The organism is Polynucleobacter hallstattensis (assembly GCF_018881835.1).
GTDB classification, from domain to species: Bacteria; Pseudomonadota; Gammaproteobacteria; order Burkholderiales; family Burkholderiaceae; genus Polynucleobacter; species Polynucleobacter hallstattensis.
Genome location: NZ_JACVPO010000002.1, coordinates 409,650 through 432,903, shown reverse-complemented (window position 1 = coordinate 432,903; position 23,254 = coordinate 409,650). Strand labels below are relative to the sequence as shown.

The window sequence follows — 23,254 nt, the reverse complement described above, 5'->3', positions numbered from 1 at the left end:
GAAGAAATCCATGAGTCAAAAACTAGTCTGTAATTGCAACGGAACCATGCCTTTAGATGCAAAGGCACTGGGCGTACCGGTTCATACCTCTTTGTGCAGGCAAGAAGTGGGCATCGCTATTCAGGCAATGAATGGCAATGACTCACTCGTGATTGCTTGTACTCAAGAGGGTGCGTTATTTAACGAACTGGCAGAACAATCCGAGAAGCCATTGATAGCGCCCTTGCGGTTTGTCAATATTCGTGAGGTTGCTGGATGGACTCAAGAGGCTAAACATTCCGGACCCAAGATTGCGGCTTTACTGGCCTTAGCGGATATGCCAGAAGCCGAGCCCGTGCCAGTGGTGAATTACGAAAGTCAGGGGCGCTTACTCATTGTTGGGCCTGGAGATCAAGCTTTACCTTGGGCTGAAAAATTGAGCGACTCTCTTGATGTCTCAGTGCTATGTACCGAGCCAGGAACATTACCAATCGCCAGAAATTTCCCGACCTATACAGGTGAGGTGACTAAGCTAGATGGTTATCTTGGCAACTTTACGGTCGACTGGAATTTACAAAACCCAATCGATCCAGAGATGTGCACTCGCTGTGGTGCCTGTGTTGAAGTTTGCCCAGAGGGTGCGATTGATGACTCTTTCCAGATTGATCTAAACAAATGTAAGTCACACCGTGATTGCATCACAGCCTGTGCTGGCATTGGAGCAATTAATTTTGATCGCGTTGAGCGTCAGCGTAGCTCTGAATTTGACTTAATTATGGATCTGCGCGCTAACCCTCAGCTGCGTATGAGTCAAACTCCGCAAGGCTACTTTGCCCCAGGCCAGGATCCATTTGAGCAATCTCTGGTGGCAAATCAATTGCTCGGATTAATTGGTGAGTTTGAGAAGCCTAAATACTTTGTTTATAACGAGAAAGTTTGCGCCCATGGTCGCAATGGCAAAGTAGGGTGCAATGCCTGTATCGATGTCTGCTCCACCGGCGCTATATCTTCTTTGTTCAAGAACGGGCAAGGCACAGTTGATGTCAACCCGAATCTTTGTATGGGTTGTGGGGCTTGCTCAACAGTTTGTCCATCCGGTGCAATGCGCTACAACTATCCAAGTGTGCCGCATCAGGGTAAAGAAATTAAAACGCTGGCTACGGTATTTACTGTCGAGAGTGCTAAAGCTAAGAAATCTTCTGCTCCAACTCTGTTACTTCATACACTCAAGGCAGGAACTCAGGTCTTAGATTCTCTCGGACGATCTGCGCACCTCAGACCAAAACAATTTGAGGGCTTGCCATCCTTTGTGCTGCCTTACGGGATCGAGCATATCGCTTCTACTGGTTTGGATTTATGGCTTGGCGCACTTAGCTACGGCTTTGGTGAAGTAGTGTTATTGCTAACGGGCGATGAAGATCCAAGCTATCGAGCTGCCCTAGAAACTCAAATTGACTTAGGCAATGCCATTTTGGCTGCTTATGGATTTGACGCCAGACTGTCGCAAATACAGTTAGGATCTTCTTCTGATCTTCAACCAGCTTCACAGGCGATGAGTAAACTGCGCCAGCGTGGCGCTTTATCCGCTATTTGTTCTCCCGCTAGCTTTGGTTTATCCAATCAAAAGAGAGAAACGATTGAAACGGTCTTGGAGCATTTGCAAAAGCAAGCAAAAGTACCGTTACCAGCAGAGGGAGTAGCTTTACCGCAGTCATCTTTCTTGGGTGGTCTAAAAATTAACCAGGATGCTTGCACGCTATGCATGTCCTGTGTGGGTAGCTGTCCTGAAGGCGCTTTGCTCGATAACTTAGATGAGCCCAAACTTTCCTTTATTGAAAAGCAGTGCGTCCAATGCGGCATTTGCGTGCAAACTTGCCCAGAGCAGGCTTTGGCTTTAGCCCCTCGCTTACAAACGGTGGAGCAGCGCAAGCAAAAGGTAGAACTCAACGAGACCAAGCCTTTTCATTGCATCGGCTGTGGAAAAGTATTTGGTACAGCAAAAATGGTCGACCTGATGCTGATGAAGCTGGGCGCCCACAGCGCCTTTGCTGGAGAGGCTTTAGAAAGACTCAAAATGTGCAGTGATTGTCGTGTTGTCGATATGGTGAAAAAAGAAACATGAGTGAACAGATAAAAGAAAGCTCCGTAACCGAAGTGGGTGATGTGGGCTTACCGGAAGATTTGGCTAGAGCGGATTTATATGGCTTGATCGCGAGACTCTTTCATGAGGCGCCCGATCAAGAGTTGTTGGATCAAATAGTGTCTTCCATTCCAGAGGGGCAGGAGGCTCAGTCTGAAGACGCTCCTTTAGCTAGGGTTTGGCAGAATTTGGTTGAAGTGGCTAAAGCCAATCCCGCTAAAGCTTGGCAGGATGAGTTTGATCAGAACTTCATCAGCGTTGGACGACCCATCATTATTCTGAATGGTTCCTTTTACATGGCTGGTTACTTAAACGAGAGGCCCTTAGTAGAAATCCGTCGCGCTTTGGATGCTTTTGGCTTGGAATCTGCCGAGGAGATTTCTGAGACTGAAGATCATATCTCTGCGCTCTGCGAAGTGATGCGCTACCTAATTGCAGGTGATGACGTAGAGATCTCCAACCTTACAAATCAAAGGGTCTTTTTTAATGACCACATTCGACCATGGCATGACGACTTATTCGATGCAATCGATGCAGTCCCCGAGATGCGTCTTTATCACTCTGTCGCCTCTTTAGCTAGGGAGTTTCTTGCTATTGAGGGCCAAGGCTTTGACATGATTTAAATGCTGCATTGCAGTAAAAAAATACTAGTGTTTACCCCCTTGGTAAGAAATTTTTGTGTGGCTAATATGTCAAAAATGCAATTACCATTTAAACTTGACGGATATCAAATTAGCACTAAACAGGAGCATACGATGAGCACCAAATCTACAGCCGCAGTAAACGAAGAAAACAAGCCTTCCCGTAGGAAGTTTTTCATCGGGGCAGGTGCCACTGTTGGTGCCGTAGCCATAGCCTCGCAAACGCCGATTGGCAAAGCAGTGATTCAAGAAATTGGCAGCACAGTAAAGGGTAAAGATGATGGCTATCAACTCACTGCGCACATTCGTAAGTACTACGAAACCACCATGCTTTAAACCATTTGTTGATTTAGTCATTTCGAAATAGTTAATTAAAAATATTACTCAGGGACAAGATATGAGTCTGACTCGCAAATCTAATACTTCACAAAGCAGCCGCTCCACGCCTGCATCACGCCTTATTGGTAGCCTCTCACGCGGACTTCAGTCTGCGGTACCAACAATGGATCGTCGAACCTTTTTGAAACGCTCTGGCGTTGGTGTAGGGGCAGGTATTGCAGCTAGCCAGCTCAGCTTTGTTCAAAAAGCGGTTGCTGAACCAAATAGAGCGATGTTGGATGGCAAGGGCAAGATTGAAGTGAAGAGAACGGTTTGTTCCCACTGCTCAGTAGGTTGCTCAACTGACGCTACTGTTGAGAACGGCGTTTGGGTTCGTCAAGATTCCAATTTTGATTCCCCAATCAACATGGGTGCTTATTGCGCCAAGGGTGCCTCACTGCGTGAGCACGGTCACGGTGAATTCCGTCTCCGTTACCCAATGAAGCTCGTTGATGGCAAATACCAAAAGATTTCTTGGGATCAGGCCTTAACTGAAATCACTGCGCAGATGAAAGATCTCCGCACAAAATACAGTCCTGACTCACTGTTTTTCATCGGCTCTTCCAAGCATAGCAATGAACAATCCTATTTATTGCGTAAGTGGGTTTCCTTCTTCGGAACCAACAATACAGACCATCAGGCTCGTATTTGTCACTCAACCACAGTTGCGGGTGTTGCAAACACCTGGGGCTATGGTGCGATGACCAATAGCTATAACGACATGATGAACTCCAAGGCTGCCATGTACATTGGCTCCAACGCAGCAGAGGCTCATCCAGTATCGATGTTGAGCTTGCTCAATGCAAAGGAAAACGGCTGTAAGGTTGTTGTAGTTGATCCACGCTACACAAGAACAGCTGCCAAGTCCGATCAATATGTTCGCATTCGTTCAGGTACAGATATTCCGTTCTTGTTCGGCGTTCTGTATCACATCTTCAACAATGGCTGGGAAGATAAGAAATATATCAACGACCGTGTATACGGCATGGATGAGATCCGCAAAGAAGTGATGGAAAAGTGGTCTCCTAAGAACGTTGAAGAAGCTTGTGGTGTTCCTGAGGCCGAAGTTTATAAAGTGGCTGAGACATTGGCAAAAAATCGTCCAAGTACAGTTGTTTGGTGTATGGGTCAGACTCAGCACACCATCGGTAACGCCATGGTGCGTGCCTCCTGTATTTTGCAGTTGGCATTAGGTAACGTCGGTAAGTCTGGCGGCGGAACCAATATTTTCCGTGGTCACTGTAACGTTCAAGGCGCTACTGACGTAGGTCCTAACCCAGATTCTTTACCTGGCTACTATGGTTTGGCAGCGGGTTCTTGGAAACACTTCGCGACTGTTTGGGATGTTGACTACGAGTGGATTAAAGGACGCTACGCACCAGACATGATGGAGAAATCAGGTACTACTGTTTCTCGTTGGGTCGATGCGGTACTAGAGAAGAATGACATGATTGACCAGCAAACCGCTGTTAAAGGTTTGTTCTTCTGGGGCCACGCAGCAAACTCTCAAACTCGCGGCTTAGATATGAAGCGCGCGATGGACAAGTTAGATTTGCTCGTTGTAGTGGATCCATACCCAACAGCAGTAGCTGCGATGGCTGCAATGCCTCCTGCAGAAGGTAACTCGGTTAACAAGAACCGTAATGTTTACCTCTTGCCGGCTACAACCCAATTTGAAACTTGTGGATCAGTAACTGCATCGAACCGTTCGGTTCAGTGGCGCGAGAAAGTGATCGATCCATTGTTCGAATCTGTACCTGACCACGTCATCATGCAAGCCTTTGCTGATCGTCTTGGTTTTGGTCAAGAGCTTTCTAAGAATTTCAAGATGCAGAGCTCTAAGTTTGCTGGTAAGGAATGGAAAGAGCCGCTGATTGAAGACATCCTTAGAGAAATTAACCGCTCTGTTTGGACGATTGGTTATACCGGTCAAACTCCTGAGCGTATCAAAGCGCACATGAGAATGGCGGGCACTTTTGATCCTAAGACACTGAAATCCAGAGGTGGTGTAGATCCCGTATCAGGCTATGACACAACCGGTGATTACTATTGCTTGCCTTGGCCATGTTACGGTACTGCAGCGATTAAGCATCCAGGCTCACCGAATCTCTATGACACCAGCAAGTCTGTGATGGAGGGTGGTGGTAACTTCCGCGCGAACTTTGGTGTTGAGAAGGATGGCAAGAATTTGTTGGCTGAAGATGGCTCTTACTCTAAGGGTTCTGCAATCAAGACGGGTTACCCAGAGTTTGACCATGTATTGGTGAAGAAACTCGGTTGGTGGAATCAGTTAACCGAGGATGAGCAAAAAGCCGCTGAAGGTAAAAACTGGAAGACAGACTTATCAGGTGGTATTCAGCGCGTTGTCATGAAAAACGGTTGCCATCCATTTGGTAACGCTAAGGCACGTGCTGTAGTGTGGAACTTCCCTGATCCAATTCCAGTCCACCGCGAGGCTTTGTACAGTACTAACGAGCCCATGATGCGTAAATACCCAACATCTGCGGATAAGAAGAATTTCTGGCGCTTGCCAACTCTGTACAAAACGCTACAAGACAAAAACTTGAGCGAGAAGTACTACGAGAAGTTCCCAATCATCCTGACCTCAGGGCGTTTGGTTGAATATGAGGGTGGCGGAGAGGAAACTCGTTCTAACCCTTGGTTGGCAGAGTTGCAGCAAGAGAACTTTGTAGAAATTAATCCAAAAGCTGCTCAAGCTCGCGGCATTAAGAACTGGGACTATGTGTGGGTTAAATCACCAACAGGCGCCAAGATCAAAGTACGTGCAATGGTTACAGAGCGCGTTGATCAAGGAACTGCATTTGTACCGTTCCACTTCTCTGGTTGGTGGCAAGGCGCTGACTTGCGTAAGTACTACCCAGAAGGTGCGTCACCAATTGTTTTGGGTGAGTCGGTTAACACTGCAACTACCTATGGATATGACCAGGTGACGATGATGCAAGAGACCAAAACCACCATGTGCCAAATCGAAAAATTTGCCTAAGTTAAAAAATAAAGTCAGGAGAACACAATGGCAAGAATGAAATTTATTTGTGATACAGAGCGTTGCATTGAATGTAACGGTTGCGTCACTGCTTGTAAGAACGATAACGAAGTACCTTGGGGCGTTAATCGTCGCCGTGTTGTAACGGTGAATGACGGCATTATCGGAAAAGAAAAATCAATCTCAGTGGCATGTATGCACTGTTCAGATGCGCCTTGTATGGCTGTTTGTCCGGTCGACTGTTTCTACCGCACGGACGAAGGTGTTGTCTTACATGACAAAGACATCTGTATCGGTTGCGGTTACTGCTCATTTGCTTGCCCATTCGGTGCACCACAGTTCTTGAGTTCAGGCGCCTTTGGTGTCCGTAGCAAGATGGATAAGTGCACCTTCTGTAGCGGCGGTCCTGAAGTCAACGGAAGCGTTGCTGAATTTGAGAAGTATGGTCGCAATCGTTTAGCAGAAGGTAAGTTGCCTTTGTGCGCAGAGATGTGCTCAACCAAGGCATTGATCGGTGGTGATAGCGAGGTGATCTCTTCTATTTACGCCAAGCGTGTTTCTGTACGCGAGGCAAATGGTCGATATCCAAGCAAGGATATTTTCGGTTGGTCTACTGCTTACGGCCCAATGGATTCTCCTGCGCCAAAACCAACGCCAGCTGACAAAATCCCAGGAGCCAAATCATGAGATTTAATCTAAAAACCATTGGCTTATGCCTCGTTGCAGGCGCCACATTGGCTGCTTGCTCCGAGCCTCCTGAGATTGCGGCTAAAGCTGCAAAGCGTCCAGACGTTGCGCCTTACATGGGGGCTGATAACGGCTTCATGACTAAGGGCTGGACTCCAAAGGATGAAAAAAGCTGGGCCGAATCGGTCGATAAGCGTAATCAGAATCAGTCTGAGTATTCACGCTTTAAGTCATCAGTTAAACAACAATAAATAAAACGAAAACGTTTAAGGATATTTGTATGAATCGATCATTCTCTAGTGTTAGTCGCTCCTGGTTGCTAGCCCTTGGCGTATCGCTCAGTTTGCTTAGCGGTGTTGCCATGGCAGAGCGTGCGCCAATGCCACCGCTGCCATCTCCAAGTGGCATTGACTTCCCAAAGGACCTTAGCAATATTCCTAATGGAACCCAAGCTCAGTCTCAGCCTGCGAATTCTGCTCAGGTTGGTGAGCAGTTCCTTTGGAACTCAGCAAACAGCGATCCTTATAACTTTGTCAGCATTCCTGATAAAGAGGCGAGTGTTTTGATTCAACGTGCTGGTCAGCAATGGCGCTTTATCCGTAACGGTGTGATCACTGTTTACGGCGGCTGGTTATTAGCCCTTGCTTTCTTCGGTATTGCAGCCGTGTTCATCATCAAGGGTCCAATTAAGTTACATGCCCCAATGTCTGGTCAAAAAATCAAACGGTTTAATGGTTTTGAGCGCTTCACTCACTGGGTCATGGCCTTTAGTTTCATTGGACTCGCTTTGACTGGGATGTTGATTTTGTGGGGCAAGTATTTTGTGATGCCAATGATGGGTGGTGTTGCCTATGGCACTTTCTTGAATATTTGTAAAAATATTCATAACTACTCTGGCCCACTCTTTACTCTAAGCGTTGTGATTTTCTTCTTGCTGTTTGCAACTAGAAATATTCCTGGAGAGGGTGATCTTACTTGGATTAAGTCATTTGGCGGAATGTTCGGTGGCAAACATCCTCCTGCTGGCTTTTTCAACTTTGGTGAAAAAATTTGGTTCTGGTTTGGTATGACTTTCTTAGGCTTGGTCATCTCAGGATCTGGTTTTGTACTAGACATGATTGTCCCTTTCATGGAAGTTCAATACATCCGTGGAACCATGCAGTTAGCTAACATCATTCATAGTTCAGCATCTATCCTCATGACTGCAATGGCTATGGGCCACATGTATATCGGATCTATCGGTATGCAAGGCTCATCAGATGGCATGATGACTGGCTACGTTGATGCAACCTGGGCTAAAGAGCACCATGAGCTCTGGTATGACAAAGTTAATAAATAAGGACATGGCCATGAAAAAACTCATTGCTTTTATGATCTGTACATTTGCAACAGCTTCAGCGTTTGCTACTCTGCCGCCGCTCACTCCAGAAGCCAAAGCGGCTGATGATCTAGCGAAGGCTAAAACAGCTTATGCTGGTCGGGTCGGCGCTTTTCAGTTATGCCAAGCAATCAATAAGGTAGCTGATCAATACCGTGTTCCTGGTACTCCGGCGCCTGCAGCTTGTGTAGCTCCGCCTCCATTTGTTGCACCGGGTGCTGCAGCACCAACAGCAGCAGCGCCAGCACCAGCAGCAAAGTAGTTAGTCGACGAGCAATTCTTGATGTAAGTAGCGTTTAGCTGCTTGTGTCTGGGGATCGGCAAAGAAGGGACCTACGGGTCCCTTTTCTTTTATCTGACCATCATCAATGAAGATGATGTACTGCGCGATTCTTTGTACTTGTGCAAGTTGGTGTGAGGTAAAGATCACATCAGAGCCTTGAGACTTAAATTGGCGAATGATTTCTTCAACTTGTTCTGTAGTGTTTGGATCTAAATTGGCCGTAGGTTCATCTAGTAATATCAAGTTCGGTTTTTGCAAAATAGCTCGACCCAAGCAAAGCTTTTGTCTTTCACCTGCCGAGAGTTTATGCGCAGGGCTATTGGCAAGATGACTTAATCCAATCTGCTCCATTACCGTATCAATCGCCAGAGAATGAATTGAAGAGTCTGAGTCTTTCACCATCGATATGTTAGCTCTAGCTGAGGCTTTGATCATCGGCGTGTGATGCAATACTAAAGATGATTTGATGGGACCACTTGAGTGAGTAACAGTGCCTGAGTCTGGTTTGATTAGGCCGTCAATTAATTTTAGGAAAGTCGTCTTGCCAGCGCCATTGGGGCCAATGCAAGCGCAAATTCGATCGGTAGGAATAATTGCATGAGGAATATCCAAGATGATGCGCCCATCACGTTTGACGATGACGCCCTTGAACTCAATAAATTGCTTGAATTGTTCCGAATGATCAACCATAGCGCCGCTCCGCAAAATGGCGAACTACAAATGTAAAGAGGTTTGCCAGCAAAACAATACCCAACAAAACAATGCCTAAGGCAAGCGCCAATGGGAGATCACCTTTACTGGTTTCAAGTGCAATTGCAGTTGTCATGGTGCGAGTGGATTTATCAATATTGCCACCCACGATCATGACTGCGCCAACCTCAGATATGGCTCTAGCCAGCCCCGCTAAAACTGCAATCGTGAGAGAAAACCGGCAGTCCCAAATAAGCCATTTCAGGGCGGAAAGCCTAGGTAAGCGAAGTGCCATAAAGGAATCCCGATGAATTCTCCAAGAATCTTCTAGGATTTGGCGGCTCAGGGCGGCAATGAGGGGGGTTGTGAGCAGTGTTTGAGCCAGGATCATGCCTTTGGGTGTGAATAGCCATCCCCATACTCCTAATGGCCCTGTTCTAGAGAGTAGCAGGTACACAATGACGCCAATAATCACAGTTGGAACGCCCATGAGGGTGTTTAGGACCAGCGTAATTGTTTGTTTACCCTTGAATTCCTCTGTGGCCAATAGGGCGCCAATGGGTAGTCCCAGAATCGTGCCGAGGAGTAAAGCGCTTAAGCTGACCTGAAGTGAGATCAGCACAATGCCAATGACTCCAGCATCTAAATGCAAAAGTAGTCCGAAAGCGTCCTGAAAGGTCATCAACATGGGCTAGATTCTAGCAAGGGGATGGCAAAATGGCATAAATGCAAACAATTTCCCTTTTTTGAACTCATGGCTGAAGTCATTTGCCTCTGTAACGAGGTCCTTGATGTTGATCTTCGCGAATATCTTGACGGGCATCCGATCGATTCGATTGAAGAGTTACGCGATCAGGCCTCTATTTGTAATAAGTGTATGCAGTGCCAAGAATTGGTTGAGGGTGAAATCTATTTGGCGCGGGTACGACGACAGCGTGCTGCAGGACAGTTTTGATATCACCAGTGCAACTCGGTCGCTTTAGCGTCATGACCATGAATGTCCACAAGGGGCTATCACCCTTGCACAGAAAATCGACTATTTATGAGTTGCGTCAAAAAATGCGTAGCCATCATCCGGACTTACTATTTCTTCAAGAACTTCAGCAAGAGCATCGTGGGCGGATCAGGAGATTTAGCCAATGGCCACTAACAGAGCTCACCCATTTTTTATCCGAAGACTTTTGGCATGATTGGCACTACGGTAAGAATGTTGAGTATCCAGATGGCCATCATGGCAACGCCATTCTCTCAAAGAGACCATTACACAAGGGTGAAAACTACGATATCTCAGCCTATCGATTTGAGAGGCGGGGCTTGCTACATAGCATTACACAGCTAGAAGGTATTGCAACGCCGATTCATTGTTTTTGTGTGCATCTAGCTTTATTTGAAAGAGGGCGAGAGCGTCAATTGGACGAAATTATTCGTTACATTGATTCGCTTGCAGAGGGTGGCCCAACCATTGTTGCGGGCGACTTTAACGATTGGCGTAATCGTGTCAGTGCGCCGATGCGTGCCGCTGGTTTTAATGAAGTTTTTGAGGTGCTGACAGGCACTCCCGCAAAAACCTTTCCTAGTGTGAAGCCTATGCTTCCGATGGACCGAATTTATGTACGAGGGTTAAAGATTCATTCAGCAGCAGTTTTGCATGAATGGTTGAGGCTCTCGGATCACCTAGGTATCACTGCTGAACTGGAAATCATATGAGCATATTAAATTTTCTATTAGGCTCTATTTTTGGATTCTCTTTAATTTGGGTCCCCATAGTCCATGCAGTCATTGTGATTCTGTTTGGATTTAGATTAATTTCTGTCAGAAGACCTGTAGGTGTTGCGATTGCATGGTTTTTGATTGTGGTCTTGTTCCCGCTCTTAGGCATCAGTCTGTATATCTTGATTGGTGAGCGTCCTGTGGGTCGTAAGCTCACGAGAAAAATTATTCGGATGGATAAGGAGTATGCGGCCATCACGGCAGAGATGCGTCAGCACTATCAAGCCGATAAGCTACAACTACCAATTGAGGGTAGGGCCCTGAGCTTGTTAGCCGAATCCAAAAATGGATCCCCTGTTATTGCTGGCAACAAGATAGAGTTATTTACCATCTCACTAGAAATCTTGCAGCATTTTATTGATGAAATTAATCAGGCAAAAAAATCACTGCATTTGGAGTTTTATATATGGGCATTGGGTGGCGATGCTGATCGCGTTGGCGAGGCCTTAATTGCGGCTGCTAAACGCGGCGTGGCCTGTAAAGTGTTATTAGATTCATTAGGAAGTAAGGACTGGTTTAAATCCAGTTGGCCTAATCGTTTTAGAAAAGCCGGTATTCAAGTGACTGAGGCATTACCAATTCAAATTGGCCGCTTTCAATTTCGCCGTGCGGATCTCAGACTGCATCGCAAAATATTTGTGATCGATAACACCGTCGTTTGGACTGGCAGCATGAACATGGTCGATCCGCGCAGCTTTAAGCAAGACTCCGGTGTGGGTGAGTGGGTGGATGCCATGGTCAGAATTGAAGGCCCGGTTGCATCTCAGTTTGAGCTGACATTCTCATTTGACTGGAGTGTTGATAACCCTAAGATTTCCCACTTTAGAGCCGTAGCACCTGCTGCCACTCCGAGCGAGGGAAGAGTGCTTGCCCAAGAGTTTTCTTCAGGGCCTGTATATCGCGATGACATCTTGTATCAGGTGCTCCTCTCTGCCATCATGGACGCACGTAAGGAGCTCATCATTACTACGCCTTACTTTGGTCCAGATGATGGCTTGATTCAGGCGCTGATGGCAGCAGCCGGTCGCGGTGTGAAGGTCACTTTAATTGTTCCCAAATTGAACGATTCAGCCTTAGTCGCCTGGAGTAGCCATAGCTTTTATGCAGACCTGATGGATGCTGGCGTCAATATCGCTGAATTCCATGGCGGCTTGTTGCATACCAAGAGTTTGTTAATAGATAAGCAGGTAGCGATTTTTGGATCCGTGAATTTTGATCAACGAAGCTTGCGCCTCAATTTTGAAATCAGCTTAATTGTCTACAACGATGCATTTTGCGCCAAACTTGAGACACTGATTGAGTCCTACTTAGCCCAATCTGATTTAGTTGATCCAGTAAGCTGGGCTAAGCGACCACGTTGGCGTGTTTTGCTAGAGAATGCGGCACACTTAGCTTCACCTCTACTTTAAATCGCTCCTTTACTGCGCATTACCTCAATCTCACTTGCGGCAATACCAAGCTCAGATAGGATTGCTTCAGTATGCTGACCTACAGCAGGAATGTCATCCATGCGGTATTCGAAGCTGTTATTGCTACCAGGCGGCAGCATTGCTGTAATGGGACCTACGGGTGATCCAACTTGTACCCAGCGCTCGCGTGCTTTGAGTTGATCGTGATTCCATAAGCCTTGCATATCATTTAGTCGGGCATTGGCGATTTGAGCTTGATCCAGCTTTGCTATGACCTGCTCGGTAGTCAGTTTGCTAAAGCACGCATCAATAATGGAAAGTAATTCATCGCGCTTTTCATTGCGCTTAAAGTTTTTATCAAAGCGTTCATCTTTGGCGAGGGCTTGATTCTCAAGCACCACCTCACAGAATAAAACCCACTCACGATCGTTTTGTAAGCCCAGCATGATGGTGCCACCATCGCCCGCCTTAAAAGGACCATAGGGATAGATCGTGGCATGAGATGCGCCATTACGAGGAGGGGGTGTCGCACCCTCATAGGCATAGTAGAGTGGATAACTCATCCATTCACCCAGAGACTCGAGCATAGATACATCGATCGTAGAGCCCTTGCCAGTCTTGCCCCGCTGCAATAGTGCTGCGAGTACATTGGTATAGGCATACATACCTGCGGCAATATCAGCAATGGAGTTACCTGCTTTACTAGGAGTTTCTGGAGTGCCGGTAACGGATAAGAACCCAGCTTCGCTCTGAATCAAAAGGTCATAGGCCTTTTTGTCGCGATAAGGACCGTTATTTCCGTAGCCTGAGATGTCGCACAAAATCAAACCCGGATTGTCTTTTTGCAGGAGTTCTATAGTCAATCCCATCCGTGCTGCCGCACCAGGTGCTAAGTTTTGCACCAGAACGTCAGCCGTTTTGAGAAGCATCTTTAGTGCTGCTAGCGCAGATTCTTGCTTGAGATCTAAGGTCAGACTTTCTTTGGAGCGATTGACCCAAGTAAAGTGAGAGGACATACCGTTGACACGCTCATCATAAGCGCGGGCAAAGTCTCCGGCACCAGGCCTCTCCACCTTAATAACGCGCGCTCCTAAATCAGCTAATTGGCGCGTGCAAAAAGGAGCGGCAATAGCATGTTCCAAGGAAACCACAGTGATGCCATCTAAAGGGCGAATACTCATGTCATTACTTCTCTAAAAAACTGAATCAATCAAAAGATCTACCAAATTAGAAGGAGCGTGGCAGACCTAAAATATGTTCTGCAACGTAAGAGTAGATTAAGTTCGTGGAAATCGGCGCAACTTGATAGAGGCGGGTCTCGCGGAACTTACGCTCAACATCATATTCATTAGCAAAACCAAAACCGCCATGAGTTTGTAGACAAACGTTTGCCGCCTCCCAAGAAGCTTTTGCAGCTAAGTACTTTGCCATGTTGGACTCTGCACCACAAGCTTGATTGTTGTCAAATAGTTCGCATGCTTTAAAGCGCATCAGGTTAGCCGCCTCAGTCTCAATAAAAGCATCGGCAATAGGAAACTGAATACCTTGGTTCTTACCAATGGGACGATCAAACACCACACGGTCATTGGCATAACGACGTGATTTATCAACAAACCAATAAGCATCACCAATACACTCAGCTGCAATAAGGACGCGCTCAGCATTAAGGCCATCTAAGATGTACTTAAAGCCTTTGCCTTCTTCACCAATGAGGTTCTCAGCTGGAATCTCTAAGTTATCAAAGAAGACTTCATTGGTTTCATGATTGACCATATTAGCAATCGGCTGAATTGCCATGCCATTACCAATAGCATCTTTGAGATTGACGATAAAGATCGACATACCCTCTGATTTTTTCTTGACCTCTGCTAATGGAGTGGTGCGCGCTAGCAGAATCATTAAATCAGAATGCTGTATGCGGGAGATCCAAACCTTCTGACCATTGACAATGTACTTATCACCTTTTTTGACGGCAGTAGTTTTGAGTTTGGTGGTATCGGTGCCTGTAGTTGGCTCAGTCACTGCCATACTTTGGAGGCGTAATTCACCGGTAGCAATTTTGGGGAGGTACAGCTTCTTCTGCAGGTCTGAGCCATGGCGCAGCAAGGTGCCCATGTTGTACATCTGCCCATGACAGGAGCCAGCGTTACCGCCGGAGAAATTAATCTCCTCCATGATGACTGAAGCCTCAGCCAAACCCAAGCCAGAGCCACCATATTCCTCAGGAATTAATGCAGCTAACCAGCCCGCTTGGGCCATAGCATCTACAAACGCTTCTGGATAGTCACGTTCGTGATCTACCTTTTGCCAGTAAGCAGAATCAAAGCTGCCACAGAGGTCGCGCAAAGCTTCACGCATGTCTTGATATTGGTCTGGCTTAGGGATGGGGTGATTCATATCGCTATCTAAAAGTGGAGGAGGTTAAATAATGTTGAGGCCTACAGTTTAAGCAAGAATTCAGAATTACGGGCGAGTCAAAATAAATGCATCCTTCATCAGTATGATCGACCAGAGCTTCTATTGGGGCATACTTGAAGGATGACCAAGCGCTTACTTGCTAAACCGTCCGGAGTTCCTGCTTAATGGAGCAAATGCTCAGTCAATTCTTTGACTTCTTTGGGATGCCATCAATTGGTTTGCCAGCGGTATTTATTAGCGCTTTTATCTCCGCAACTTTACTGCCCGTTGGCTCCGAGCCCATCCTATTTGGGTACGTTTCAGTTAACCCCCACTTGTATTGGATCGCCATTATGGTTGCTACTATCGGCAATACATTAGGGGGCATGTTGGATTGGTGGCTTGGACTGATTAGCCGTAATAGTTTTGAATCCCTTAAAGGACCTAGTAATGGCAGAATGCAGCGCTGGCTCGAAGAGCGGGGGCCAAAGATGCTCTTGTTATCTTGGTTGCCTGGCTTTGGCGACCCCTTGTGTTTGGCAGCAGGGTGGCTCAGGCTTGCTTGGGGTCCATGCTTAATCTACATGTTTATTGGCAAGCTATTACGCTATCTCACGATGACCTGGTTGTTAACTTTGGTGCCCACCAGCGTTTGGCACCAATTGGGACATTGGCTAGGCCTAATCTAAGCAAGACTTTGAGGGATTAAACGGCGCAGTATTTTTGCTGAATCTCGTCGTTATTCAAAAGATTTTGAGCGGTGTCGTGGAAAACAATTTGACCCTGATCCAAAATATAGGCACGATCAGAAATCTTAAGTGCTTGCTGAACATTTTGCTCTACAAGCAGAATAGTTACGCCTTGTTGCTTGAGTTTGGCAAACAGTTCAAACATTTCTTCAACTAATACCGGCATGATTCCCTCTGATGGTTCATCCAGCAAGATCACTTTTGGTTTGGCAATCATGGCCCTTGCGATTGCTAACATCTGTTGCTCACCACCAGACATGGAGGTACCGTCTTGATACAACCTTTCCTTAAGGCGCGGAAAGGTTTCGGCGATTTCATCGACCAAGGCGCTCATATCACCACGATTTTTCTTGGAAATCACGCCCAGCTCTAAATTTTCTTTGACGGTGAGCCCTGGAACAATACGACGATCTTCAGGAACATATGCCAGTCCAAGGTGATAACGCTCATGCGCTGCAAGATCTAAAAAAGAAGTGCCATCAATGGTGGTCTTTCCTTCTCTTTTAGGGAGAAGGCCCATCAAGGATCTCAGGGTGGTAGTTTTACCGGCACCATTTCTTCCCATCAGCGTAACAATCTCACCCTTATTGACATCCAGCGAGACGCCTTGAAGCACGTGACTACGGTCGTACCAGGCGTTTAAATTTTCTATGCGCAACATATATAAACTTTCATTAACCTTGACCTAGGTATACACGTCTTACCTCTGCATTATTTTGAATTTCTTCTGGAGTGCCTTCAGCTAAAAACTCACCATGATGCAGAACAATGATGCGTTTGCATAAACCCATGATGAGTTTCATCTTATGCTCAACCAAAATCACCGTTCTTTCATTGGCTAGTGTGCGGATGAGATCCATCATGACGAGGGTTTCTTCAGGAGACATTCCAGCAGTTGGTTCATCTAGTAAAAGAAGGCTGGGATTACAGGCGAGGGCCATCGCAATTTCTAAAGCACGTTGTTGACCATGGGCTAAGTCACCCGTTTTTTTATTTCTGAGATGCTCTAAGTTGACGCGACGTAAAAGCTGGTCTGCAAGTTCAATGGGTTCTGGGTAACTTTGCGCATTACGTAAGAAGTTATAGCGCGCCGTTTCCATTTGGGCAGCAACGCGCACATTTTCATGAACAGTTAGCTGCTTAAATACATTGGTAATTTGAAAGCTTTTGGAGATACCAATGCGGGCAAATTCATGTTGCTGCATGCCGGTTATATCTTTACCGTTAAATAGAATTTGACCACTTGAAGGTGGAAAGGCTCCACTGAGAGCATTAAAGAAAGTGCTCTTACCTGCACCATTAGGGCCAATAATTGCCGTCAAAGTGCCAGGCATAAAAGTGGTGGAGACATCCTGTAAAGCTTTGAATTTCCCAAAACTCTTGCTGACATTGCGAGCTTCAAGGATGGGAGTTTGATTTGGACTGCTCATGATTTTGAATCCTGATTCAGGTTTAGCTTACTCAAGATCGTTCCCCAGATTCCTTGCGGGAAGAACAATACAAAGAACATAAAGACTAGTCCAATGACGGCCATCCAATGTTTGGTAAAGGTAGTCACTACATCTTCCAAATACAGCATGACAGCGGCGCCAAAGAATGGGCCAAAGAAAGTGCCCATGCCACCCAAAATACTCATCATGACTGCTTGCCCTGATTGTAGGTAATGCAATGAGTCAATTGGAACGATCGAGAGGTGCAGGGCACGCAATGAACCTGCTAATCCACAGATCGCTGCCGATAATATAAATACCAGGAGCTTTGTACGGGTCACATCGAATCCGCAGGCAGCAGCACGCTTCTCATTTTCACGAATTGCTTCCATTACCGCGCCTAGTGGTGAGTTGAGAATGCGCGAGATTAGCCACATGGCAATAACAACAAAGAAGAGAATGATGTAGTACTTGATCATTGGATTTAAAAAATCTACCGGCATGCCTAAGATATTGAAAGTATCGACACGGACACCTCTCAAACCATTTTCTCCGCCAGTCAAGCTCTCTGCCTTATAAAAACCATAGAACACAATTTGACCTAAGGCAAGGGTGACCATTGAGAAGTAGATGCCTCTCGTGCGGATAGCCAAGAAACCCATGAGCAGTCCACCGATGGCTGCACCAATCACGCCTACTAGAATTGCGGCACCCCAGGGCATGGCGTAATGGACGATCCCAATACCGGTAAGATAGCTGCCGATACCAAGGAAGGCTGCATGTCCGAAGGACAGTAATCCCATGTAGCCGAACAAGAGATTGAATCCCATCGCGAACAAGCCAAAGATCAAGATATTGATAGCAAGTGCCTCATACGGCATGATGAAAGGAAAGATCATCAAGAAAAGAGTACTTGCCAGTACACGATGACGTGCAATAAGCTGGAAAAATGATTTCATATATATCAAGGGGGGTTAACCCATCGCCCCCGCTTTGCCAAACAAACCTTGTGGGCGAATTAAAAGCACTACTGCCATCAGCACAAAGATCGAGAGTTCTGCAAGATCTGGGAAGAATAGGGAGGTCATGCTGTAAACCACGCCAACCAATAGACCTGCGACAACAGCGCCGACTGGTGAGCCCATGCCACCAACTACAGTTACTACAAAGGATTCTGCCAAGATGGGGATGCCCATCTCTGGATTCACGGAGCGAGTAGGCGATGCCAGTATTCCGGAGAGACCAGCAATCGCGCAACCAAGACCAAATACCATGAGCCATACCTTAGCAATGTCTACACCAAGTACCTTAACGATTTCTTGGTCAGCAGCACCAGCTTTAATAATCAGACCATATTTTGTTTTTTGAATGAAGAACCAGACTGCAAAAATAATCACGGCTGTAGCAGCGATTAAAAATAGGCGATATTTTGGAAAGAAGCCAACCCCGACATCCATAGTGCCTTTAAGTCCGTCGGGAGTAACAGAGGGCAAGCCCTCAATGCCAAAGGTGACGCGCATCGCCTCAATTAATACGTAAGACAATCCAAAAGTGAGGAGTAGGGGGTAGTCAATGCCTCGGCCATATAGGGGGCGAACCAAGAAGCGTTCAGTGAGTAATCCAAGTACTCCGGTAGCGATTGGGGTAAGAATTAGGCTAAACCAAAAGTTGCCTGTAATACCTAAGAAGTAAACGCCCATAAATGCACCAACCATAAAGAAGGCGCCATGTGCAAAATTCACTACATTGAGCATGCCAAAAACAAGGCATAAACCCAAGGCTAGAAGTGCATAGATACTGCCCAGAGCAATCCCTGTCAGTAACTGCATGCATAAAAGTTCAAATGTAAGACCGGTCATATATGTACTCAGAAAAACTCCCCTTCAACCATGGGCATCGGGGGAGGGGCTCAGGGCAAATCAGAGGATTTGCCCTGTAATCTTGGATTTAAGCTTTGTGGCCTAACTCCGCACAACTACGCATATTTTTCTCAGTGGTTGGTTCAATGGTCAGAATTTTAAAGACGTCATACTTATCTTTCATATCCTTTGATTTAGATTCAACAATAATGACCGTCTGCACTGCCTGATGGTCACATTTGCGGTAATACTCAGGACCTTTGTAAAAGTCGTACTTCAGGTTCTCTAGTGCATTCACCACCTTCATTGTGTCGGTAGATTTAGCGTTCTTAACAGCAGTAAGAACAGTTTTTACTCCAGCGTAGCCTAGTGCACCATAGTCAGAAGGAACCGAGCCGTTATACATTTTACGGAATGCATCGTTAAACATTTTCGCTGTAGGGATGCGATCCTCAAGTCCCCAGTAGTATGAAGTGCCACCAAGGATTCCTTCAAATGCTTCTGGCCCGCCAGCTAAGCGTGCGGTATATAGCAATACTGGAGTCACGATCTTCATGCTGGACTTTAGACCAAAGTCTGTACATTGCTTAGCGGAGTTAACTAAATCGCGGCCAAAATTACAGAGTACCAAAATATCTGGGTTCAAGGCTTTAATACGTGGCAAGAATGCAGAGTAATCGGATGCGCCAAGTGGGTGACGAATATCTGCCAATGTAGTGGCACCCATCTCCTTACCGGCGCGCTCAAATGCACGCACCATCTCGTGACCGTAGGCATAGTCTGCAGTTAAGTAGACAATTTTTTTGCCATAGCGAGGGATCGAATAGCGCGCGACTGCACCAGCAGTCATAGTTGGATTGAGCGCCTCATGGAATGTATAAACACTCCAGTCCTTTACCTCATTAATCGCATCAGATTGACTAATCGAATTGAAGAGCACCTTACGTTCTTTGCATACTGCATTAATAGATAGTTGGGTTGCAGCTGAGAGCGAACCCACAACATAATTTACCTTGTCTTTTTCAATCAACTCAAGAGTGCGCGTTGCAGCCTCACCTGGGTTGAGTTTGTCGTCACGAACCAAAAGTTCGGCTTTGCGTCCATTAAAGCCACCAGCATCATTAAATTCTTTAATGGCTAATTCAGCTGCTTTAACTTGATCTTGTGCTTCTGCAGAAAATGGCCCAGTTAGTGGTGTTGGAAAACCAATCTTAATTGTTTCAGACTGGGCGCTGGCTACATTTATCCACAGGGGAGTGCTTGCAGCAGCAGCTCCGCCGATCAACATTTTTCTTCTAGTTTGATTCGTTACTTTTTGTTTCATGGTTGTCTCCTCCATTTAAAACAGTTTATTAATAGGACTACTTCGTAATGCATAAATCTTAACTGAATGCTTCTAGTGATACGAAAATCTACAGCGGGTTTAAATTAATGTGACTCCGGAACTGCTTTTCCAGCCACCAACAAAGTACTAATATCAATGGCCGTTTCTGCCATTACGGTATCTGCATTTCTACGAAGACTGTTGCTATCTCTACTGCCTTTGCTACCTTGCGCTTGCATGTAGCGCCCTAAGTATTGTGCTCTTGCAACAACTTGTTGCCCTAACTTAAGACGCTCCTTGCTGTAGGCTTCGAGAGCTTCAGGAGTTGGACCTAAGGTCGCAATATGACGTGCAATTGCCATGGCCTCATCACCCGCTTTGGTAACCCCCATGCCAACATGAGGTCGACCAACAAAAGCAGCATCACCCATCAAGGCAATTCTTCCAAACACAATTTGCTCTGAACAAACGTCATAAATAGTTTGCAAAAAAGGTGAGGGTGTTTTTTCTAAAATTTCTGCATATTGCGGCGCCAGAATATCGCGCGCAACTGTGCGCATTTCGGCAATATGCTTCCATGAGACTTTTAGTGGTGGGATGCCGGTCGGATAATAGTGACCATCCGCATCAGTCAGCAGCTTGACTAGCTCATCTTCTTCGGAGGCAGGGCGATACCAAACAAAGTTATAGCGACGTTTGCCAGGTCTAGTGTCATTGCCAGGCCCTGCAACTGGATAGCCAAGCATTTGTTCACCATTGGGTAAGCAGAATCCAAAATAATTAAATAGAGTCTCTAAGGTGTAATTTGATAAATTGCTCTCATCACAAACGCCACGCCACGCAATATATCCTGCGTATTTGGGCTGAATATTTGGCGCCACCTGGGATCTGACTGTGGAGCGTATGCCATCTGATGCAATCAGAAGCTCGGCCTGATAAGTGCTGCCATCTTCACAGCTGACCTGAACGCTATTAGAGTCCTGTGTCACCACTTTGACATTCTTACCCTGTAAGTAACGCTCGTTTGGAAAATTCTCTTTTAATAGATGGTATAGACGGCTCCATGAAGTCAAGATTTGCGGGAGCTGCATTTCGCCCAAGTTCTCCCCATCAATACCCAAAGTAACTCGCTTTGATACAGCAACCCCCAGGCTGTTATCAACTTGAATACCTGCTTCACTTAAGGCATCTGCAAGAGCGTCATGGGTCACGATTCCGGCACCTCGACCATCTAAAGAGCCGATTGCCTTTTCTAACAAGGTGACATCATGCCCTTCGCGCAGCAATATATTGGCGGCAAATAAGCCTCCAAGAGATCCGCCGATGACAAGTATTTTGGCCATCTTTACCTATGCAGCCTTGGCATCTAGTGCCGCCTTTTCTGCAGCAGGGTAGTTTAGTTCAACCACAATGCCATTAGGATCATCCATAAAGACTTGGTGTAATTGAATTGCTGGTACGGTGCGTTGTCTGCAAGGTACGCCCAACTTCTCCAGCAATGCAAGTTTGGCCTCCAATCCCTTGGCAAAGAAGGCGATGTGATCTACTGCTCCAGAGCCATAGAGTGAGCTAGGATCTCGTTCCCCGAGATATTGTTTTAAGCCATTCGGATTGTTCTTATCAATTGCAATGAGATGCACAACTGCGTTAGCCCAATCGTTTGGATCGCCGTTGTATAGCCAGACGCCTGGGAAAGGAAAATCGGGACGAGGCCCCACTGTGAATCCAAAGACCTCACAGTAGAACTTGGTGGTTTGTTCAATCTCTAGACTGCGAATGGAGAAGTGATTTAAGCTTAAATTCGTCATTTTATTTTTTTGCCGGTATTAAATAAAGTTTTTGCTGAAGTGAGGTAAGAACTAATACGGTCTTGAATAATTTCTTGTTCGGTATGGGGGTTGCCGGAGTCATAAATAGCTTGCCCATAAATCCATCGTCGCATACCAATATAAAAGACGCCGCCATGCAAGCCCATTAAAAATTCCAATTCTCGCTGCGAAGGCTTACTGCGCGAGCTACGACCACAGTGCTTACGAGTTTCCCGAATAAGGCGCGGTAAAAGGCGATCGCGCAATAATTCAAAGAATCTGTCGCTAATTGAATGATCGCTCAGGCCTGAGAAAATCAAAATACGTACAAAATCGTAGGTCAGCACTGTATTTGAGTAGTCAATATAGAAGGCATTAAATTTTTCCTCTGGCGAGAGAGTCTTATCATCTAGCAGCTGCTCCCACTCTGGCTTCCAGCGGGACTCGAAGACATCTTCATAGACTGCTTTGATTAAAGCATCCTTAGTGGGGAAGTAGTGATAAAGCAGGGTGTGAGTAATGCCCAAACCCTTTGTTAAGTTTCTGAGTTGCCCATCCATTCCATGCTTTGCAAAGTACTGAATAGCACGATCCAAAATCTGACGCTTACGATCCACAGTACTCATTCTGCGACGTGCAGGCGCTCTAGATGCAGTCGCTTCTAGAGCGACACTACTTCTCGTACTGCTGTCTCGATCGAAACTCATTGTCATCAGGGTTTATCCGAATTTGGCCTTATTGACCAAAAGTTAAATAATGGTACATTGTTGAACAATTGGTAGATAAGACTCTATTCGTACAAACCCCAAGGAGATGTAATGGAATTAAATGGCGAGCAGCTCATTGCAGCCCCAATCCCAGTTGTGTGGAAGGGCTTGAATGATATTGACGTGCTGGCAAAGTCCATTCCAGGTTGCGAGGAAATCAGTCGCATCTCCCCAGAGGAGATTCATGCCAAGGTGATGTTCAAAATTGGACCCGTCAGAGCCAGATTCTCAGGAAAGTTATTTTTAAGCGATGTCATTCCAGATCAGTCCTGTTCTATGGCCTTTGAGGGCTCAGGTGGCGCTGCAGGATTTGCAAAGGGTCGTTCACGTGTTGAGCTCAAGCCTGCCGAGGGCGGGACACTGGTTTCTTATACGACTGAGGCTTCTATTGGCGGCAAGCTGGGGCAAATTGGTGGGCGGCTTATTAGCGCCTCTGCTAAAAAGATTGCGGATGACTTTTTCCAGCGCTTTGCAAAAGAGTTAGGTGGTGAAATAGTGCCACTGGAGTCGGACCCGCAAGCTCAATAATGCGAGGCGATGTCAATATAAAAGTAGTGAAGG

At 46.2% G+C, this 23,254-nt stretch carries 25 protein-coding genes; 13 read left to right on the top strand and 12 right to left on the bottom strand.

All coding sequences use genetic code 11. The features are described 5' to 3' along the window. Positions 1-10: 10 nt before the first annotated feature. From ICN26_RS08665 to ICN26_RS08630, 8 genes are all read left to right on the top strand, one after another. Entirely contained in the window at positions 11-2,101 is a 2,091-nt protein-coding gene (locus ICN26_RS08665) for a 4Fe-4S binding protein (RefSeq protein WP_216268037.1), read from the top strand. After that, positions 2,098-2,742, top strand: a complete 645-nt coding sequence (locus ICN26_RS08660; protein ID WP_216268036.1) for a TorD/DmsD family molecular chaperone — start codon at positions 2,098-2,100, stop codon at positions 2,740-2,742. The genes ICN26_RS08665 and ICN26_RS08660 overlap by 4 nt, the downstream gene beginning before the upstream one ends. Before the next feature lie 132 nt (positions 2,743-2,874). Next, positions 2,875-3,096 carry a formate dehydrogenase gene (locus ICN26_RS08655; RefSeq protein WP_216268035.1) on the top strand — a complete coding sequence of 74 codons (222 nt, stop codon included), beginning with the start codon at positions 2,875-2,877 and terminating at the stop codon, positions 3,094-3,096. A 61-nt stretch (positions 3,097-3,157) separates the two neighbouring features. Continuing rightward, positions 3,158-6,142 (top strand): formate dehydrogenase subunit alpha, encoded by a 2,985-nt coding sequence (locus ICN26_RS08650; RefSeq protein ID WP_216268034.1) that lies wholly within the window; start codon positions 3,158-3,160, stop codon positions 6,140-6,142. Positions 6,143-6,169: 27 nt separating this feature from the next. Next, on the top strand, positions 6,170-6,829 hold the full coding sequence (gene fdh3B, locus ICN26_RS08645; protein ID WP_216268033.1) for a formate dehydrogenase FDH3 subunit beta: 660 nt from the start codon (positions 6,170-6,172) through the stop codon (positions 6,827-6,829). Further along, on the top strand, positions 6,826-7,080 hold the full coding sequence (locus ICN26_RS08640; protein ID WP_216268032.1) for a hypothetical protein: 255 nt from the start codon (positions 6,826-6,828) through the stop codon (positions 7,078-7,080). The genes fdh3B and ICN26_RS08640 overlap by 4 nt, the downstream gene beginning before the upstream one ends. Positions 7,081-7,109: 29 nt before the next feature. Then, positions 7,110-8,168 (top strand): formate dehydrogenase subunit gamma, encoded by a 1,059-nt coding sequence (locus ICN26_RS08635; RefSeq protein ID WP_216268031.1) that lies wholly within the window; start codon positions 7,110-7,112, stop codon positions 8,166-8,168. 10 nt (positions 8,169-8,178) lie between these two features. Further along, entirely contained in the window at positions 8,179-8,469 is a 291-nt protein-coding gene (locus ICN26_RS08630; protein ID WP_205621263.1) for a hypothetical protein, read from the top strand. Here ICN26_RS08630 and ICN26_RS08625 read toward each other — a convergent pair whose 3' ends face one another. Then, complete coding sequence (locus tag ICN26_RS08625) at positions 8,470-9,180, bottom strand: ATP-binding cassette domain-containing protein (RefSeq protein WP_216268030.1); 711 nt, start codon at positions 9,178-9,180, stop codon at positions 8,470-8,472. Next, positions 9,173-9,862, bottom strand: a complete 690-nt coding sequence (locus tag ICN26_RS08620) for an ABC transporter permease (RefSeq protein ID WP_255534457.1) — start codon at positions 9,860-9,862, stop codon at positions 9,173-9,175. The genes ICN26_RS08625 and ICN26_RS08620 overlap by 8 nt, the downstream gene beginning before the upstream one ends. A gap of 72 nt (positions 9,863-9,934) precedes the next feature. On the opposite strand from ICN26_RS08620, the gene ICN26_RS08615 reads away from it, so the two are divergent. From ICN26_RS08615 to cls, 3 genes are read left to right on the top strand one after another with little or no spacing between them, the layout of a single operon-like run. Then, complete coding sequence (locus ICN26_RS08615; RefSeq protein WP_156156277.1) at positions 9,935-10,135, top strand: bacterioferritin-associated ferredoxin; 201 nt, start codon at positions 9,935-9,937, stop codon at positions 10,133-10,135. Between the two features lie 38 nt (positions 10,136-10,173). After that, the gene (locus ICN26_RS08610; RefSeq protein ID WP_255534456.1) at positions 10,174-10,887 is read left to right on the top strand and encodes an endonuclease/exonuclease/phosphatase family protein; all 714 of its coding nucleotides are present in this window, start codon (positions 10,174-10,176) and stop codon (positions 10,885-10,887) included. Continuing rightward, positions 10,884-12,359, top strand: coding sequence for a cardiolipin synthase (gene cls, locus ICN26_RS08605; RefSeq protein ID WP_216268027.1), 1,476 nt, complete (start codon positions 10,884-10,886; stop codon positions 12,357-12,359). The genes ICN26_RS08610 and cls overlap by 4 nt, the downstream gene beginning before the upstream one ends. On the opposite strand, the gene ICN26_RS08600 is transcribed toward cls, so the two are convergent. Together ICN26_RS08600 and ICN26_RS08595 are read right to left on the bottom strand one after the other, a co-directional pair. Then, a complete protein-coding gene (locus ICN26_RS08600) occupies positions 12,356-13,540 on the bottom strand; it encodes a CaiB/BaiF CoA transferase family protein (protein ID WP_216268026.1) in 1,185 nt (394 codons plus the stop codon). The genes cls and ICN26_RS08600 overlap by 4 nt on opposite strands. 46 nt (positions 13,541-13,586) lie before the next feature. Next, positions 13,587-14,756 carry an acyl-CoA dehydrogenase family protein gene (locus tag ICN26_RS08595; RefSeq protein WP_216268025.1) on the bottom strand — a complete coding sequence of 390 codons (1,170 nt, stop codon included), beginning with the start codon at positions 14,754-14,756 and terminating at the stop codon, positions 13,587-13,589. A gap of 194 nt (positions 14,757-14,950) precedes the next feature. Between ICN26_RS08595 and ICN26_RS08590 the strand changes: the two genes are divergently transcribed. Then, positions 14,951-15,445 (top strand): YqaA family protein, encoded by a 495-nt coding sequence (locus ICN26_RS08590; RefSeq protein WP_255534455.1) that lies wholly within the window; start codon positions 14,951-14,953, stop codon positions 15,443-15,445. A gap of 16 nt (positions 15,446-15,461) precedes the next feature. On the opposite strand, the gene ICN26_RS08585 is transcribed toward ICN26_RS08590, so the two are convergent. The 8 genes from ICN26_RS08585 to ICN26_RS08550 all read right to left on the bottom strand — a co-directional run bounded on the left by ICN26_RS08585 (position 15,462) and on the right by ICN26_RS08550 (position 22,639). After that, positions 15,462-16,166, bottom strand: coding sequence for an ABC transporter ATP-binding protein (locus ICN26_RS08585; RefSeq protein WP_216268024.1), 705 nt, complete (start codon positions 16,164-16,166; stop codon positions 15,462-15,464). Between the two features lie 13 nt (positions 16,167-16,179). Further along, entirely contained in the window at positions 16,180-16,935 is a 756-nt protein-coding gene (locus ICN26_RS08580; protein ID WP_216268023.1) for an ABC transporter ATP-binding protein, read from the bottom strand. After that, complete coding sequence (locus ICN26_RS08575) at positions 16,932-17,894, bottom strand: branched-chain amino acid ABC transporter permease (RefSeq protein WP_216268022.1); 963 nt, start codon at positions 17,892-17,894, stop codon at positions 16,932-16,934. The genes ICN26_RS08580 and ICN26_RS08575 overlap by 4 nt, the downstream gene beginning before the upstream one ends. A 15-nt stretch (positions 17,895-17,909) precedes the next feature. Next, positions 17,910-18,794, bottom strand: a complete 885-nt coding sequence (locus tag ICN26_RS08570) for a branched-chain amino acid ABC transporter permease (RefSeq protein WP_046330369.1) — start codon at positions 18,792-18,794, stop codon at positions 17,910-17,912. 88 nt (positions 18,795-18,882) lie between these two features. Beyond that, positions 18,883-20,118, bottom strand: coding sequence for an ABC transporter substrate-binding protein (locus tag ICN26_RS08565; protein WP_255534454.1), 1,236 nt, complete (start codon positions 20,116-20,118; stop codon positions 18,883-18,885). 104 nt (positions 20,119-20,222) lie between these two features. After that, the gene (locus ICN26_RS08560) at positions 20,223-21,461 is read right to left on the bottom strand and encodes an FAD binding domain-containing protein (protein WP_216268021.1); all 1,239 of its coding nucleotides are present in this window, start codon (positions 21,459-21,461) and stop codon (positions 20,223-20,225) included. A 6-nt stretch (positions 21,462-21,467) separates the two neighbouring features. Continuing rightward, positions 21,468-21,926, bottom strand: coding sequence for a VOC family protein (locus ICN26_RS08555; protein WP_216268020.1), 459 nt, complete (start codon positions 21,924-21,926; stop codon positions 21,468-21,470). Continuing rightward, a complete protein-coding gene (locus tag ICN26_RS08550) occupies positions 21,923-22,639 on the bottom strand; it encodes a TetR/AcrR family transcriptional regulator (RefSeq protein WP_216268019.1) in 717 nt (238 codons plus the stop codon). Before ICN26_RS08550 ends, ICN26_RS08555 begins: the two co-directional genes overlap by 4 nt. A 105-nt stretch (positions 22,640-22,744) precedes the next feature. Between ICN26_RS08550 and ICN26_RS08545 the strand changes: the two genes are divergently transcribed. Beyond that, positions 22,745-23,221 (top strand): SRPBCC family protein, encoded by a 477-nt coding sequence (locus tag ICN26_RS08545; RefSeq protein ID WP_216268018.1) that lies wholly within the window; start codon positions 22,745-22,747, stop codon positions 23,219-23,221. Positions 23,222-23,254 lie beyond the last annotated feature (33 nt).